The organism is Sphingomonas xanthus (assembly GCF_007998985.1).
Classification (GTDB): domain Bacteria; phylum Pseudomonadota; class Alphaproteobacteria; order Sphingomonadales; family Sphingomonadaceae; genus Sphingomicrobium; species Sphingomicrobium xanthum.
Genome location: NZ_CP041659.1, coordinates 1,300,001 through 1,316,405, shown reverse-complemented (window position 1 = coordinate 1,316,405; position 16,405 = coordinate 1,300,001). Strand labels below are relative to the sequence as shown.

Below are 16,405 nucleotides of genomic sequence, written 5' to 3'. Positions count from 1 at the left end.
CATTCTGTCGACCGATCCTCGCCACATTGTCCGGCTAGTGTTTCAGCCATGACCAAGGCCAGATATCTACTCGCCGCCACGACTCTTGCACTGACCGTGGCTGTGCCTGCCGAAGCCCGCAGCCCGATCGAGGGGCGCTGGCAGAAGGGCAATCTTCAGATCGACATCAAACCTTGCGGTTCGGCGCTGTGCGGGACAGTTGTGCGCGCTTCCAAGAAGCAGCAGGCCCGCGCCGAAAAGGGCAGCGGTACCGACCTCATTGGCGCGACGCTTATTCGCGACATCCGCCCAACCGGCCCGGGCGCATATAGCGCGCGGGTTTTCGTGCCGGACCGGAACATGAACGCCAGTGGCCGGATCAAGCAGCTTGCGCCCAACCGGCTGCAGGTTTCGGGCTGCGTGCTGGCCATCATCTGCAAGAGCGGCAACTGGTCGCGGGTGAATTAGGCATCCTGCCCGGCGAACATGCGCCGCGCTGGACCCGGCATGCCGATCCAGTAGCCAAGCTCGCTCAATTCATCGATCTGCCAGACGCACAGGTCGGCAGCCTTGCCGGCCTCGATCGATCCGATTTCATGGGCTAGGCCGAGCGCCCGCGCTGCGTTGATCGTCATCCCGGCAATCGCCTCCTCCGGGGTCAATCCGAACAGCGTGCAAGCCATGTTCATCACCAACTGCGGATTGAGCAGCGGCGAGGTCCCGGGATTGCAATCGGTGGCGATGGCGATCGGAACGCCCGCGTCGCGCAGCATATCGACCGGCGGCTTCTTTTTTTCATTGAGTGCATAAAAAGCGCCCGGCAACAGCACGGCAACTGTCCCCGCGGCGGCCATCGCCCGCGCGCCGGCCGAGCCGAGATGCTCGAGATGATCGGCGCTCAGCGCCTTGTAACGCGCCGCCAGCTCCGCGCCCTTCTGGTTGGACAATTGTTCGGCATGAAGGCGCACCGGCAATCCGTTGGCCCGCGCTGCGGTGAACACCTTTTCCACTTCCTGTGCGGTAAAGGCGATGGTTTCGCAAAAGGCGTCCACGCTGGTTGCGAGCCCGGCCCGCGCGACCGCAGGGATCATCTCCTCGGCGATCATCTTCACATAGGCGTCGCGAGCGGCGCCTTCCTTCGCCTCGGCCGGGAGGGCATGGGCGGCCAGCAAGGTGCCGACGATCCGCACCGGCTCCTCCCGGCCGATCGCCTTGGCAACATTGAGGAGCCGCATTTCCGCCGCCGTGTCGAGCCCATAGCCGGACTTGATCTCCACCGTAGTGACACCGCCCTCCATCAAGGCATGGAGGCGGCGACGAGCGGATTCGCGCAACTGGTCGGCCGATGCCGCCCGGGTCGCGCCGACGGTCGATGCGATTCCGCCACCGGCTTTGGCGATATCCTCGTAGGTTGCGCCAGCACGGCGCATCGCATGTTCGTTGGCGCGGGTTCCGCCAAACACCAGGTGGGTATGACAATCGACCAGCCCCGGGGTGATCCACGCGCCGCCGCAGGCGACGACCTCCCGGGCGCGGAACCCGGCCAACTCGGTGCGCTTGCCGACCCGGACGATGCGGCCGCCGTCGATCCCGATCGCCGCGTTGGGAAAGATGCCAAGCGGATTGCCAGGCTGGGCGACCATGGTCGCGACATGGCAATCGGTAATCAGTCGGTCCCACATGCAATCTGGAATCGCGGGGCAAAGCTGCTAGGTCAAGCCAATGAGTAGCGGTTGGCCCAATCTTTCTGACCTCGTGGTCGACAGGCATGCCGATGCCCCGGTCGGGCTCGTCGGCGCGCCGCTAGACGCGGGATCGGTCACGCCCGGCCGCTGCGACCTCGCTCCGGCGCTGCTCCGCGCGACCTTGCGGCGAATAGGGCGCTACGATGTCGAGACCGGCCACGAGTTGGCCAGCCTGATCGCCGATCATGGAGACGTGCCGGTCGCCGGCCTGAGCATCGAGGATGCCACGCCGGCAATCGTTGAAGCCTGCAAAGCCAGCGTGATGCAGCATCCGCTGACGTTGCTGGTCGGGGGCAATAATGCGGTGACACGGGCTGGAGTCCATGCGCTGGGCCTTCCGCTCGACCAGGTGGGGCTCATCACGCTTGATGCGCATTTCGACATGCGGGACACGTCCGCGGGCCTTGGCAACGGCAACCCGGTACGTGCGCTGCGGGACGACGGCATGCCGGGACGCAATATCGCCCAAGTCGGCCTTGCCCCTTTTGCCAACAGTTTGGAGATGCACCGCGACGCCGTCGACGGCGGCCATTTGGTCGTGACCATGGATCAGCTGCGGCGGAGCGGGATCGCCTCCGCCATTTCAACCGCCTTGCAGCACGTCGCTCACTGCCGAGCAGTGATGATCGACTGCGACATCGATGTCATCGACCGCAGCCAGTTCCCCGGCGCACCTGGCGCCCGCCCCGCAGGACTGGCCGTCGATGACTTTTTCACGGCGGTCCGCATGCTTGCGGCGGAGCCAAGGGTGAGACTGATCGACTTGACGGAATGGGATCCGCCACTGGACAGCAGCGACCTCAGCGCGCTCACCGCGGCACGCTGGGTCGCCGAATGCCTCGCTGGCTTCGAACAGCGACCAACAATGCCCTGAACGGCGAGATTCTGGCTGACGCGACAGGGGAAGTCGTCCTCGATCGGGATCAGTTGATCTTGATTCATGCCGTAAAAGATTGACTCAGATCAATTTCGGTTACACCAAATTTAACGCGCGGGGGCGCGGCCAGTATGTTGCCGGATCGGGTCCCCTCATGCTCGCAAAGGGGGCGGTATGGGGCGTTGGACTTGGCGGAATCACAATATCGGCACTTTCCTGTTGGGGAGTGCGGCGCTGCTGGCCGCCGTTCCTGCGACGGCGCAATCGGTCGCACCGACCCGCGAAGAGCTTTCCCGAATCACGACTCCGCGCGAGGGCCCGCGGCCTTCGCTAAATGTGGTCGGCGACGTCGAGCGGTCGCCCTGCCCGCTGGCTGACCCGCGCTACGCGGACGTCCGGCTGGCGATCAACGACGTCCAGTTCAACAACCTGAAGGGCGCGAGTCCCGAAGAAATGCGCTCGACCTGGGCGCAGTTCGCCGGGCCCAACCAGCCTGTCGCCGTCCTTTGTGAAATTCGTGATGCTGCCGCGACACTGCTTCGAAACAAGGGCTATCTGGCGGCCGTCCAGGTCCCGACGCAGCGCATCGACGACGGCGTGGTGCGGATGGAAACGCTCTATGCCCGGGTCACCGCGGTCCGCGCGCGCGGCCAGACCGATGGCGCCGAAGCCAAACTCGCGGCTTATCTCAACAAGCTGACCGAGGACGAATATTTCGACCGCAATCGGGCCGAGCGCTACTTGCTGCTTGCCCGGGACATTCCGGGATATAATGTCCAGCTGACGCTCAAGCCTGCGGGAACCGGTCCGGGTGAACTGGTCGGCGAGGTCGCGGTACTTCGGCGCCCCTTCTCGCTCGACGCGACCGTCCAGAACCTCGCCGCATCTTCGACCGGACGCTGGGGCGGACAGGTTCGCGGACAGCTTTACGGTCTAACCGGGCTTGGCGATGTCACCACGCTCTCCTTCTATTCGACCGCCGATCTCAAGGAGCAGAAAATCCTGCAGGCGGCGCATAGTTTTCGCCCCGGCAGCGAAGGACTGACGATCGGCGGCCAGCTTACCTATGCTTGGACCAAGCCCGACATCGGCGGCAACGAGGCCACGCCGGACCTCAAGGCCAAGACGCTCTACTGGTCGGTCGATGCCCGCTATCCGCTGATTCGCAGCCAGTCGTCCAACCTGTGGGCTGGCCTCGGCTTCGACTTCCTCGACCAAAAGGTCGAATTCTTCGGCCCCCTGACCCGCGACAAGCTGCGCGTACTGTGGCTGCGTGCCGATTGGGACGCGATCGACCTCACCTCGCGGCGCCCGGCCTGGAAGGCCAACGCCTTTGCCGAGTTGCGCAAGGGGCTCGACATTTTCGATGCAAGCGACGCCGCCGACGCCGTGCCGCCAAGCCGGATCGACGGCGAGGCCGACGCCACCGTCCTGCGACTGGGCGGGCAGGCCGAACTGGCGCTTGGCCGCGACATGGCGATCGCGGTCAGCCCCCGGCTCCAATATGCCTTCGACGCGCTTTTGAGCTTCGAGGAGTTTACGGCAGGCAATTATACGGTCGGCCGCGGCTATGACCCGGGAACGTTGAGCGGCGACAGCGGCGTCGGCCTGACCGTCGAGATGCGCGGTCCGCGGCTTGCCCCGATCGCCCGTTCACGCCTGACCTTGCAACCTTATGTCTTCGGTGACGCCGCCTGGGCGTGGAATAAGAACGACGGCATGGGCGCCGACCGACTGACTTCGGCCGGTGCCGGCGTGCGCGCCGAATTGAGCGACCGGTTCCGCCTCGACAGCACGCTGGCGGTACCACTCGAAAAGGCTGGAATCGACAATCGCAAGGGAGATGTCCGGCTGCTGGTCACGCTGACCGGCCGCATTCTCCCATAGGAGGTTCGTATGACGCGTAGACTGTCCCAACTGTCCCGTGTGTCGAGCATGGCAATTGCCGTCGTGCTTACCGCCGGTGCCGCAGCCCAGAGCTTCCAAGGCAGTTCGAGCATATCGTCCGGCGACGTCTTCGTCTCCACCGGTGTCGGCACGACCGACGTGATGGTCAATTCATCGACGGCGGTGATTGACTGGACCCCAACCGACAACGCGCCGGGCACCAGCCCGATCAATTTCCAGCCCGCCGGCACTACCGCGACATTCTCGGGCTTCGGTCCCTTTGCGGTGCTCAACCGGATCGACGTCGCCGATGCCAACCGGGTGATTAGCCTCAACGGCACGATCCAAGGCGACGTCGGCGGCGCCATCTTTTTCTATAGCCCGTCGGGTTTCGTGGTCGGAAGCACGGCGGTCATTAACGTCGGCTCGTTGGTCCTGAGTGCATCGCCGCTGACCGTCGATGGCAATGGCGAATTCCTGATTGGCTCGGTCGCGCAATTCAATGCCGCCAATCCCAACGCATCAATTACCACACTCGCGGGCTCGCAGATTTCCGCTAACGGCGCTGGCAGCTATGTGGCGCTGGTCGCGCCGCGGATAGTGCACCAGGGAACGATCCGTACCGACACGGCGGCGGCACTGGTCGCGGCGGAAGCCGCGACGATAAGCTTTTCGCCCGACGGGCTTTTCAACATCGAGGTGACAACCGGCACCGACGCGGCGACGGGTATCCATGTCGACGGCGGGACGATCGCCCGCAACAGCGCGGTCGAAGGCAGCAATCACCACGCGTATCTGGTCGCCGTGGCCAAGAATGATGCCGTCACCATGCTGATCAACAACGGTGCATCGATCGGCTTCGAAACGGCGACGTCGGCGACGGTCGAGGGGAACAGTGTCGTCCTGTCGGGGGGATATGACGTTCAAGGCGGCGCGCCCTGGACGGCGGCGGGAACGTCCCAAGTCGACCTCAGTGCAACCAACGCCACCTTCTCATCGGACGTCGATGCCCAGATCAGCGGCAACGTGTCGATCAGCAGCGCCGGCGGCGCCCTTTCCTTTGGCCGTGACCTGACAGTCTACGGCGGCGAGGCGACGACGGTCGGAGGCAACATCCTGATCGATGCTGCAAACGGCAATGCGCTGACGATCGGCGGCGATCTTTATGCCCGCGCCTTCCGGCGCAATGCCGACGGTTCCGAGACCGGATTGATCACGCGGCTGGGGGCAACTGGCGGCTCGACGGCGACCATCGGCGGCAGCGTCTGGCTCAATTCCGACAGCTATGGCGCCCCGGCGCAAGACAACGGCCTGAACGGCGGCAACGCGACCGGCGGCAACGCGCAAATCAACATTGGCAACAACTCGACCCTGACGGTCGGCGGCAACGTTAGCGTTTCTGCCGACGGTTATGGCGGTGAGCAATATTATGGCGACGGGTCCGGCGGCAACGGCACCGGCGGCACCGCGCTCGTCATGTCCATCACCGGAAATGCCAATGTCGACATTGCCGGTTCAACCTATGTGTCGGCGCAGGGATACGGCGGCTCCGCCGGGGAATGTTCGGTCTGCAATGTGGTCGGCGGCAACGGCACTGGCGGCAACGCAAGCGTCCACACCAATGTCGGCAGCGGAAACCAGATGACGCTCGGCAATGTCGTCGTCAACGCTAGCGGGTACGGCGGCGCAGGCGATGCGCAGGCCGGGCAGGGAATCGGCGGGACGGCGGCGCTGAGTGCCGGCGACAATTCCTCGCTGACGGTGACCGGCGATGCCATCGTAGAAGCGGGCGGTTTTGGCGGGTTCGGTTTCGGCAATAACGGCGGGCTTGGACGGGGCGGCTCGGCGCGGATCGACGTCTATAATGGCGGAGCGATCGACATCGCCGCTGACGTGCTGGTCGGCGCCGAGGGGATCGGCGCGTCGAATTACGGCGAAGGTTTCAGCGGCTCCGGCGGAACCGGCGAGGGCGGCTTCGCGCAAATCTACGCCGGCGTGGGCAGCATCGATATCGGCGGCTTAGCCGAGGTGGTTGCCGCAGGGCTCGGCGGAGACGCATTTGGTGCGACCGGCGGCAATGCCTTCGGCGGCACCGCCCGCGTCGGCACGGATGGCGGCACCATCCAATTTTCCAACGACCTGCTTCTCGATGCTTCGGCGACTGGTGGCGAGGGCGCGGTCGGCGGCAATGCCACCGCGCGCGTGTCGCCCCCGACCGACGAGCTGAGTCCGATCGCCGTGGCGCTTTACACCGGCGCTGGCGGGTCGCTGACGGTGAGCGGCACCGCCTTGCTCGACGGGTCGGCCCAGGGTGGCAATGGCTTCGACGGCAACGGCGGGAACGCCAACGGCGGCGAGGCCGATGTCGTCGCCTATGTCGGTAACATCGACGTCGGCAACCTGATCGTCGCGGTCGATGCAACTGGCGGCGGCGGCGGTAATGGCGGAGCGGGCGGCAACGCCCTTGGCGGTGTGGTCGATGCAGTCTTCGGCTTCGGCGCCGCAGCGATCGGCGGAACGCTGACGATCGGGAGCGCGGTCATCGTCGCCGACGGCATCGGCGGCGAGGGCGGCGCCGGTAGCGGAGGCAATTCCGGCGGCAATGGGGGAGCCGGGGGCAACGGCACCGGTGGCAACATCATCTATGTCGGCAGCGCCGCTGGCGGCACGCTCGACAGCGGCGCGGCCCTGATCAGCGCGCGCGGCGAAGGGGGGGCCGGCGGGGCCGGCGGCGATGGCGATGGCGGGACCGGCGGCCACGGCGGAGCCGGCGGCGTTGGCCGGGGCGGGTTCATCCAGACTGGCTCGATCAGTGCCGACCAGGCACCCGGTGTCGGCGGCGGTGCGTTCTACACCACCCTCCTGCAGGACGTCAGCGGTATCGGTGGTGTCGGCGGCAACGGCGGAACCGGCGGCGGCGGCGATGGGGCCGGCGGTAATGGCGGAGACGCTTTCGGCGGCCGGTCGCTGTTTCTGTCCCGCGGCGTGCTGGTTACGGCCGACGCGGTCCAGTTGATCGCGGACGCGACCGGCGGCGACGGGGGATTTGGTTCGACCGACGGTGATGGAGGCGATGGCACGACCGGCGTGATCCTGGTCGAATCGAAGGATCGGTTCGGCCACCCGACCCAGCGTGGCACGCTGAATGTCGGGACCATCGACGGAAGCGCGGTGGCAATCGGCGGCATCGGCGCGACCGACGGGACCGGCACGGCGACGGGCGGAAGCTATTTCCGCTTGCTCAATGGCGACGCGACGATCGGCTCAATCAACATCACCGTTTCCGGCGACCTTTATAATGGGACGCTTGGACCGAGCTATGTGTCGGTTCGCGACGGCCTCGTCACAGTCGGCGACTTCAGCTTCACGACCAGCGGCGACCTCGGCCTCGACGGCAACAACGGGACGATGGACGCGAACAGCATCACGCTGTCCGCCGGCAACTTCCTCGCCTTCCCGCCCGCTCCGTCGCCGCCGATCGTGGCGGCAACCTATTCGGCCGGAAGTTTCGACATCAGCACCGGCGGCGATTTCGTCACCAATGCGAACCTCGATTCGGGCAGCGGCCTGGCGATCAGCGCGCCGGGGTCGATCATCATGGCCGATGCCGATGCGCAAGGCTCGATCGATTTAGCTGCGCTCGGAGGATCGCTCACTGCCGGGACAGTGACCGCAGGTGGCCATGCCGACCTGTTCGCAGCCGACAGCATCGCGACCGGCTCCATCCAGTCCGGGAGCTTCCTGACCCTGGATGCCATGAACGGCATTTCGACCGGCGCCCTTTCGGCGGCCGGCGATATCAGTGGCTTCAGCGGCGGTCCGATCAGCATCGGTAACGCCAGTTCACTTGGCGGGTCGATCTTCCTCGATTCCGGCGGGGCACTCGCCACCGGCAACCTCGACGCCCTGTTCGGGATCGAACTGTCAGCCGTCGGCGCGATCGGCTTCGGTGACACCGACAGCGATTATCTCGACTTCGACTCTGGCGGGGCGGTCACCGGCGGTGACATCATCGCCGGCACTTATGCGACCGGCGAAGCGCAGGGCGCAGTATCGCTCGGCAACGTCAATGTCGGCATTTTGCGCAGCGGCGGGATCACTGACGACGGGTTTGCCGCCGGGTTTGCCTCGGCGACCTCGGTCAGCGTCGGGAATGTTGCGGTCGACGAGGCGATCGGCTTCGCGACCTTCGGCACGCTGACAACTGGCAACCTCAGCGCCGGAACTGGCGTGATGGCGCTGGTGCAGGGCAATATGAGCTTCGGGTCCATCACCACCGCGCCCAACGGCCAAGTCTATCTGGCCGACGCCCAGATGTTCCTCGACGCGGGTGGGCCAGACAATTTCGATGCAACGATGGTGCTCAACAGCCCGCCGATCGCGACCAGCGGGTCGATCAGCATCGGAGGGCCGGTGTCGACGGGCGCCCTGGCCGCCGCGGCCGGCACCAGTTTCAGCGCGCAGGCCCTCAACGCCCCCTTCTTCGTCGACGTGTCTGCCGGAGGACTGCTCACGGTGGGCGGCGTCTGGAACGTTGGGGATGCCTACCTGACCTCCGGCGACATCGCCATCAACGCGGCGATCAATGCTGCCGAAGTCGGGCTGGTGTCGACCAACGGCACCCGGACGGTTATCGGCGATGGCACCGGCCTAAGCGGCTACAACCTGTCCAACGCCGAATATAATCTGATCAGCGCTGACGATATCAACGTCACCGCGGATAGCGCGCTGGGCGCGGCGCCGACGATGATCATCGGCGACCTTAATGTAGCTATCCCCGGATCCTCCGAGGGCGTAGAATATGACTTCACGACCTGGAACAGCCAGACGGAAACTGGCGAAGGATCGATCCGCATCGTCGGCGACATGCTGTTTACCGGCATGGGCGAATTCGATGTCATCGATTTCACCACCGGCCGCTTCGAACTGGATGCCGAAACCGGCACGCTGGCCCTGACCGGTGCCGGGAACGCGCTGGCGGGGACGGTGGAAATCTATGCCAGCAACATCCACATCGCGAGCGGCGCGATCCTCGACCAGCTTGCGGTCGACCCGCAATATGCTGGATACCGCGACGATCTGAACGCTCCGGCCGCGGTCGAGCGGCCGGACGGAGTGTTGCGCGCCGGGTCGGTCGCAATCGAGTTCGGCAATGTCGAGCCGGGCGAGCTCTATACCCTTTACGTCCAGAATAGCGGCACACAGGCGCGTCCGGCCGGATTCCTGGTCAGCGAGTCCGTGCTGTTCAGCGAAGGAAGCGAGCAGGGTTTCGCGCCGGGATCGATCGATGTCGTCATTAACGGCCAGATCGAGACTTCCAACGGGACGTTGACCGGCGCGGATGTCCGGGATGCGCTGGTCGAGGCTGAAGGCGACCTGACGCCCTTCACGGCGACTAGCACTGTCAACGGCTGCCTGCTCACCGGGCCTTGCACACTGGCCGGACCGATTCCGCCGGGGTTCCTCCCGACCCCCGGCATCCAGGACGAGATCCGGCTGGTGGAAAATAACCAGATGCCCCCGCCCGAGTTCGGCAATGAAGATTTCATCGACGACAATGACGAGGATACCGAGGACAGTCAGACCAGTCCAATCGTCCCGCCTGCACCGCTGTTCGATACCAGCGAAATGGAAACGGCGGACGGAACCGTCACGCCGGAGATCGGCACGTCGATGCGGTCCAGCCCGGGAATCAAACGAGAGGGCGACGTCGACGACCCGGTGTCCGGGACCGGCAACCCGGCCCTGATGGAGAGCGCACCGCCGCCCTCTTACCAACAGGAGACACAACAATGACCCGCCCCTTGATCCTGGCGATGCTATCGGGCGCCGCTTTCCTGTCGGTGCCAGCGATAGCGCTGGACACGCCGCTTTCGGTCCAGTCGAGCTTCCGGCTCGGGGACGCGGGGGTGATGTGCAGCGCACAGCTCCAGTCGGTCGATGCGCGGCTTACCGGCCTGTTCGACAGAGGCTATCTTCTCACTTGTCGCGACGCCGCCGCGCCTGTCGGCAGCCTGCTTGCGGTGCGACGCCCGGTCGCGCTGGCTAGCGAACCAAGCGCGATCCACGATGGCTCGCTGAGCTGCCGGTCCGAGGAAAGCGTTACGATCGACCAGGTCGGCACCGTGCAGACGGTTCTCTGCCGTGACACCGCCGGGATCGATTATCGTCGCTATTCGGTCCAACGTGGCAAGGCCCATTATTTCGCCGAAGGGCTGGCAGGCTATGATCCGGCGCTTCGACTTGCGCTGGCGTCGGCAGTCACCGATCGGGCTCAACGCGGCGCGGTGCAGGTAGCGACGACCGAAGTCAGCGATCCGGCAGCTTTCGCCCGCGTCCAGGCGGGCTCGCTTGATCCGGCCGGCGCACGCACCGAGGCCTATATCCGCAACAACGCTGGCCGATTTGCCGAAAGCTCCCAGTTCTTCGAGAGCCTTGTCGAGCGCGAGAACAACGAGCCCGCGGCCTTGGCCGAAGCCCTTGCCAATCAGGGCTTGCAACAGTCCAACCTTGGCAACTTCGCCGCCGCCGAGCGGCTGTTCGGCCGCGCTGCGGCGGTCAGCCCGGCCAGCAGTGGCGTGCTGCAACGGCTGATCCGCAACTATCGTGTCATCAACCTGCTCAACCAGAAGCGCGGTCTCGACGCCATCGAAGCGCTGGCGACTCCTGTCGCTGCCGTCGCTGAAGAGAGCGAGGCCGACCAGATCCGCAACGGTCTGATAACCCCACCGCTAAGCCTTGCGATCAACCGCGAAAGCGGAAGTGGGCAGCAGGTTGCGGCTGTTACCGCCACCCTGACCCCGGCGGAGCGGGCGGCACTGCTCGACGCCCAGGGACTGCAACTGAAAGGGGTGGCGCAGCGTCAGCTTGGCCAATTGGCGCAGGCGGACTCCCATTTCGGCAAGGCCCGTTCGCAGGTATTGAATGTTCGAGACGGACGGGTCCATTCCGCTCGCTGGCTGCTCAGCGAGATTGAAATCGAACGGGCACTTATAGCCGAGGCGCGCGGCGATCGTTCGGGCGCGGCCGGTGCATTCGATGCGGCGATCGCCGTGTTGGCTGAAACCTATCCCGAAAGCCCTGCGCTGCTCTCTGCAAAGGCGCGCAAGGCCAGCTACTTGGTGAGGTCCGGCGACGCGGCCAATGCCCGGGCGCTGTTCGAGGAAGTGGTGGCCAGCGGCGCTTCGGTCGCCGAAAGCGGCGCGGCGCTGCATAACCTGCTTGGGCCTTATTTCGACCTGCTTACTGCCGACGGAAGCGCAGCGGCTGCTGCGTCGATGTTCCGGGCAACCCAGCTGCTCGAACGGCCTGGCGTTGCGCAAACCCAGGCGATCCTCGCCCGCCAATATGCCGCGGGCAATGACGAGGGCAGCGGCCTGTTCCGCCTGGCCGTTGCCCGAACCCGCGAAATCGTCCGGCAGGATGCCGAGATCAAGCGGCTCGAGGCATTAGCGGAACGGACGGCCGCTCAGGAGGCAGCGATCCGTGCCGGCAAGGCGAGCCTTGAGGCGCTTCGGGCCGACCAGGTCCGGCTGCAGGCACGGCTTGGCGATTACCCACGGTACAAGGTACTTAGCCCGCAAATCGTCGAGCTGGCCGAGCTCCAGGCGGCGCTTCGACCCGGCGAAGGCTATTACAAGATGGTGGTCGTCGACGGCGCGATCTACGCGCTGACCGCGGCCAATGGGATGGCGCGACCGACGAAGCTGCAGGGGAGCCTGGCCGAGATGGCCGCCGATGTCGCGGCTATTCGCAACAGCATTGTCCGGATCGAAAATGGTGAGGCCGTAACCGAGCCCTTTGATGTCGCACGCGCGCGCGCTCTCTACCTCAAGTTATTCGGGCACGCCGATTCCGAAATTCGCCAATGGTCGCACATGGTGTTCGAACCCGACGGACCGATGCTCCAGCTGCCGCCCTACCTGCTCCCCGCGAGCCAGCCGGGTGTCGACGCCTACCTGGCTCGGGCAGCACGCCCCAATGCCGACGCGTTTGACTTTACCGGGGTCGATTGGCTCGGTCGGCACTTGCAAACCTCGATCTCGGTCAGCGCGCGCAGCTTCCTCGACATGCGCGCGATCGCCCCGAGCCGGGCGCGCCAGGCCTATCTCGGGGTTGGCGAGAATGCGGTGGCCTTCACCCGCCCGGTGACGGCGGTAGCCGATGAGTGCGATTGGCCGATCGCCATCTGGCAGGCGCCGATCTCCGCGGACGAATTGAGGCAGGCCGAAGCGCGATTCGGACCTGACCAAAGCCGCTTGCTGACCGGCGCGGAGTTTACCGACGCGGCGCTCCTCGCCCAGTCGGACAGGCTCGACCAATATCGGGTCTTGCACTTCGCCACCCACGGCCTGGTTACCTCACCACGGCCCGACTGCCCGGCGCGGCCCGCGCTGGTCACCAGTTTCGGACCGCAGGGATCGGACGGGCTGTTGAGCTTCCGCGAGGTTTTCGACCTGAAGCTTGATGCCGACGTGGTCATCCTGTCCGCCTGCGACACCGCCGGTACCGCGACCGCGGCGATCAGCCGCGAGGCCGGCATTGCCACGGGCGGCAACTATGCGCTCGACGGGCTGGTCCGGGCGTTCGTCGGCGCCGGCGCGCGGTCGGTCGTCGCAAGCCACTGGCCGGTGCCTGACAACTATGACGCTACCAAGCGGCTGGTCGGAGGGCTAGTCGAAGCGCGACCGGGGCAGGCGCTGGCCGGCGCCCTCGGCGAGGCGCAAGCCAAGCTGATGGACGACGCCCGCACTTCGCATCCCTTTTACTGGGCCGCGTTCATCATCCTTGGCGACGGCGCCAAGCCGCTGGTTCCGACCGACCGGATCGCCAGCCGCTAGAGAATCGCAAGGTGGCGATTGTCAAACCGCCGGGCATATTGGGCGGCGATCGATACTTTGCGTTCGATCGCTTCGATGATCGGCACCGAAAAATCGACTCCGGCGAGACGCGAGCAGCTGCCCAGATTACCCGGGGAGAAGACGTTCACCTCAAGGATCTTGTCGCCAACGATATCGACTCCCACGAGGAACATGCCGTCGGCCACCAGCTTGGGCCGGATCATCTCCGCCACCGCCAATTCGGTCTTGCCGATTTCGACGGCTTCCGCGGTGCCGCCGGCATGGATGTTTGACCGAATATCGTCAGGCGAAGCGACCCGGCGCAACGCGGCATATTTTCCATCAATTTCCAAGGGGCGGCCGTTCATCAGGAAGAGGCGGATGTCGCCCTTTTTAGCCGCGGGAACATAGGATTGGGCGATAATATAGCCATCACGCCCAATCGCCTCGATAATCTGGTTGAGGTTCGACTTGGCCTCGGCATCGACCTTGAACACCCCTGACCCGCCCGAACCCTGGAGCGGTTTAAGAATGATGTTGCCGCCATGCTGCTTGGCAAAGGCCTTGATGTCGGTCGCGTGACGGCTGATCAGGGTTTCGGCGCGGGCTTCAGTCGGAAAGCTCTGGAAGTAGAGCTTGTTGATGGCGCGGCCTAGACTGTCGGGATCATTCAGGACAATGACCCCGCGCTTGGCGGCTTCGCGCCCGAACAGAATGCCTGCTTCCATCGCCCAAGGCGTCTCGGCGTCGATCGACGGGTCGTTGCGAAGCATCAGCACGTCGATGGTGGCCATATCGACCGGCTCGACCTTGCATTTGTCGGACTTGAGGGTGGCGAAGAAATCCTCGCTGTCCTTATATTTCTTCTTCGGCAGCGATCGCGTGTGGGCGCAAAGGCTGTCGTCGGCACGCAAGATGAAGTCGTGGGGCGTAAGGTAACTGACCCGATGACCCCTCAATTGGGCCTGATGGGCGAGCACGGTCGTCGTGTAGCCGGCATGCTCCCGCTCCAGATCATTGATGAAAAAGGCAATGTGCACCGCTTATCCTTCCGTCATGGCGGCAGTGACATCACCGCTAGCCCGCAAACGCGTGATCCGCTCGTCCGTGCCGCGCGCCTGCAAAAAGTGCGGCAGCGACCGCGGACCCTGTACCAGTCCACGGTGAAGCAATTCCTCGATCAGGGGGGCATGGGCGACGGCGATCTTGCCTAGCCAGAAGGGCTGAAGCGATGCCCCTTCGGCGACCATCGTCATCACCGCACGGAATCCTTGCAAGTAGATGGCGTCCTTGGCGAGGCCGCCTGATCGAAAGACTCGCGCGGCGATTCCGAACGCTCCGGAGCGGCTGAACCCGTGATCCTTGTGAAGCAGGCGGTAGACCTCGACGAAATCCGCTCCGTGCAGCATGGCATCGACCGCAACGACCCTGCCGGCGAGCAGCCGCAATCGCGTTCGCGTAAGCCCGCCCACCGTCCATTCGGCGAAAACACCCAAGCCTTCCTGCACGCCCTCATAGCCGGCAAGGCCCGTTCGAAATATCGACAGTCCCTGCGCCGATCCGTTGAAATAGGTCAGCAAGTGGACACCCACTTCATGGGCCAGCAAAGCTTCAACCCGGTGGGCGGGCATGACCGTATCCGATCCGATCATCAGCCTGTCGCCTGACACCAGAAGTCCAGCGACGTCGTCGCGCAGCTGAATATCGGGCGCGAAGTCGGCATTCCCCTCCTGGTACCGCGCTGACAGCGCCTGCGCGGCCTTGGCGATGGCCGGTGCGCGGACCGTTCCCCCGCGCGGCGGGTCTTTCGATGTCGAAGCCAGGATCGCGGTCGCATCGGCCAGCAAGGGTGCATCGACAGCGCCGTAAAGGAACATCGAGGCAGCCCGGAATGCCGGAGAATTGCGGGTCGCCAGCATCGTCAGCTGAGCGTCGATTTCCCGCCGTTTTTCGCCCAGCAAGGTTTCGAGCAGGGGATCTTCCAGCGCCCGCAAATCGATGGCGTAGAGTTCCCGCTTGGCCAGGTCGGGATCGACCGTCAGCGGCCGATAGTGAAATTTTGGCATTGCCTGTTCGCCGCCGGCCACGAACCGGTCGAACGCCTTGGCCGTGTTGATCGGGGAGATGGAAAGGAGGAAGTCGAAGCTGCGCGCAATACGGTCCAGCTTGCGGTCGGCCTTGTGGGCAGCAGCCAGATAGGCGCTTCGCCCCAACGCGCGATAATGGATAGGGACCGGGGTCTTTCCATCATCGAGGAACGCGCAGGCCGCGGCGAGAATTGCGTCGCCGACCAGGGTCGACAGCTCGTGGGCGATGGCCGGGAAGACGCCACCGTCCTGGCGGCGGTGGATTTGCGGCACCTGGAGCGACAATCGCTGAATGCCATCGATCTTGGACATTAGCTGGTCGAACGCCTGGGGCAGCAGCGGTGAAAACGGGACGCGCTCGACGGTGCAGCGGCGCAGGTCAATCGCGGCGTCGCTGAGCTTGCACCCCAGCAGCTTTGCGGCGCGGCCCACATGGCCCTTATCTCCCGCCCCAATCCGGGCCACGAAGGGAGGCAGTTCCGCACTCCCTTCGGCGCCCGGCTCATGCGGCAGATCTTCCAGGATGATGACCAGCAACTTGCCAGAGTGCGCACTGAGCGCGGCGGCTACCATGTCGAGCGCTTGAAGCGCGGCATGATCATCGCCGCTCGACCAGATCAGGTAAGAGGAGCTGTCGACCGCGATGCGGCGAGCCAGGCTCGTCGCGGGATCATCCGAGCGGTGAAGGATCAGGAAAGGAAGCCAGCGATCGATATGGACCCGGCCCGCCTCTCCGACGGTTTCACGCAGCGCGCCGGTCCTTCCGAACTTGCCGGCGAAAGGCGGGGGCGCGAAGCGGAGGTCGGGCCGGCTGCTCATTGCAGCAGCGCGTCGGCCCGCTCGGCGGTGAAGGCGATAAAGCGGCGCATCGCCTCCAGTTCCGCCTGGTCAGGCTCGCCGGTCCATTCGTCCATGAAGAATTTCTTGAATTCCAGCGCGATGGCGCAGCCCCGTCCGGGATAACGCTGATGAACGAACCGGGTCTGTTCG

The 16,405-nt window shown here is 65.1% G+C and carries 9 protein-coding genes (1 of these 9 only partly in view); 5 read left to right on the top strand and 4 right to left on the bottom strand.

Annotation, left to right across the window (positions count from 1 at the left end):
* The first annotated feature begins 48 nt into the window (after window positions 1-48).
* Complete coding sequence (locus tag FMM02_RS06605) at window positions 49-447, top strand: DUF2147 domain-containing protein (protein ID WP_187107714.1); 399 nt, start codon at window positions 49-51, stop codon at window positions 445-447.
* Here the strand turns inward: FMM02_RS06605 and hutI are convergent.
* Window positions 444-1,661, bottom strand: coding sequence for an imidazolonepropionase (hutI, locus tag FMM02_RS06600; protein ID WP_147494105.1), 1,218 nt, complete (start codon window positions 1,659-1,661; stop codon window positions 444-446). The two genes, FMM02_RS06605 and hutI, sit on opposite strands and share 4 nt — an antisense overlap.
* 40 nt (window positions 1,662-1,701) lie before the next feature.
* Between hutI and FMM02_RS06595 the strand changes: the two genes are divergently transcribed.
* The 4 genes from FMM02_RS06595 (at window position 1,702) to FMM02_RS06580 (ending at window position 13,328) form a co-directional block, all read left to right on the top strand.
* The gene (locus FMM02_RS06595; RefSeq protein ID WP_147494104.1) at window positions 1,702-2,598 is read left to right on the top strand and encodes an arginase family protein; all 897 of its coding nucleotides are present in this window, start codon (window positions 1,702-1,704) and stop codon (window positions 2,596-2,598) included.
* A 177-nt stretch (window positions 2,599-2,775) separates the two neighbouring features.
* Complete coding sequence (locus FMM02_RS06590; protein WP_147494103.1) at window positions 2,776-4,488, top strand: ShlB/FhaC/HecB family hemolysin secretion/activation protein; 1,713 nt, start codon at window positions 2,776-2,778, stop codon at window positions 4,486-4,488.
* 9 nt (window positions 4,489-4,497) lie between these two features.
* Window positions 4,498-10,284, top strand: coding sequence for a beta strand repeat-containing protein (locus tag FMM02_RS11435; RefSeq protein WP_147494102.1), 5,787 nt, complete (start codon window positions 4,498-4,500; stop codon window positions 10,282-10,284).
* A complete protein-coding gene (locus FMM02_RS06580; RefSeq protein WP_147494101.1) occupies window positions 10,281-13,328 on the top strand; it encodes a CHAT domain-containing protein in 3,048 nt (1,015 codons plus the stop codon). The genes FMM02_RS11435 and FMM02_RS06580 overlap by 4 nt, the downstream gene beginning before the upstream one ends.
* Here the strand turns inward: FMM02_RS06580 and FMM02_RS06575 are convergent.
* The 3 genes in view from FMM02_RS06575 to FMM02_RS06565 are tightly spaced (at most 3 nt apart) and all read right to left on the bottom strand, a layout consistent with a single transcriptional unit that may run on beyond the window.
* The gene (locus tag FMM02_RS06575) at window positions 13,325-14,368 is read right to left on the bottom strand and encodes a glutathione synthetase (RefSeq protein ID WP_147494100.1); all 1,044 of its coding nucleotides are present in this window, start codon (window positions 14,366-14,368) and stop codon (window positions 13,325-13,327) included. The genes FMM02_RS06580 and FMM02_RS06575 overlap by 4 nt on opposite strands.
* 3 nt (window positions 14,369-14,371) lie before the next feature.
* Window positions 14,372-16,234 (bottom strand): flavohemoglobin expression-modulating QEGLA motif protein, encoded by a 1,863-nt coding sequence (locus tag FMM02_RS06570; RefSeq protein WP_147494099.1) that lies wholly within the window; start codon window positions 16,232-16,234, stop codon window positions 14,372-14,374.
* Window positions 16,231-16,405 carry the 3' portion of an N-formylglutamate amidohydrolase gene (locus tag FMM02_RS06565; protein ID WP_147494098.1) on the bottom strand. 623 nt of this gene lie beyond the right edge of the window, so 175 of the gene's 798 nt are visible here — the last part of the coding sequence; its start codon lies off the right edge, out of view; it ends in the stop codon at window positions 16,231-16,233. The genes FMM02_RS06570 and FMM02_RS06565 overlap by 4 nt, the downstream gene beginning before the upstream one ends.

What these genes read in the sequence shown, in the direction of transcription:
- FMM02_RS06605 (WP_187107714.1), top strand. Translation starts at nt 49, where the DNA reads ATGACCAAGGCCAGATATCTACTCGCCGCCACGACTCTTGCACTGACC.
- hutI (WP_147494105.1), bottom strand. Translation starts at nt 1,661, where the DNA reads ATGTGGGACCGACTGATTACCGATTGCCATGTCGCGACCATGGTCGCC.
- FMM02_RS06595 (WP_147494104.1), top strand. Translation starts at nt 1,702, where the DNA reads ATGAGTAGCGGTTGGCCCAATCTTTCTGACCTCGTGGTCGACAGGCAT.
- FMM02_RS06590 (WP_147494103.1), top strand. Translation starts at nt 2,776, where the DNA reads ATGGGGCGTTGGACTTGGCGGAATCACAATATCGGCACTTTCCTGTTG.
- FMM02_RS11435 (WP_147494102.1), top strand. Translation starts at nt 4,498, where the DNA reads ATGACGCGTAGACTGTCCCAACTGTCCCGTGTGTCGAGCATGGCAATT.
- FMM02_RS06580 (WP_147494101.1), top strand. Translation starts at nt 10,281, where the DNA reads ATGACCCGCCCCTTGATCCTGGCGATGCTATCGGGCGCCGCTTTCCTG.
- FMM02_RS06570 (WP_147494099.1), bottom strand. Translation starts at nt 16,234, where the DNA reads ATGAGCAGCCGGCCCGACCTCCGCTTCGCGCCCCCGCCTTTCGCCGGC.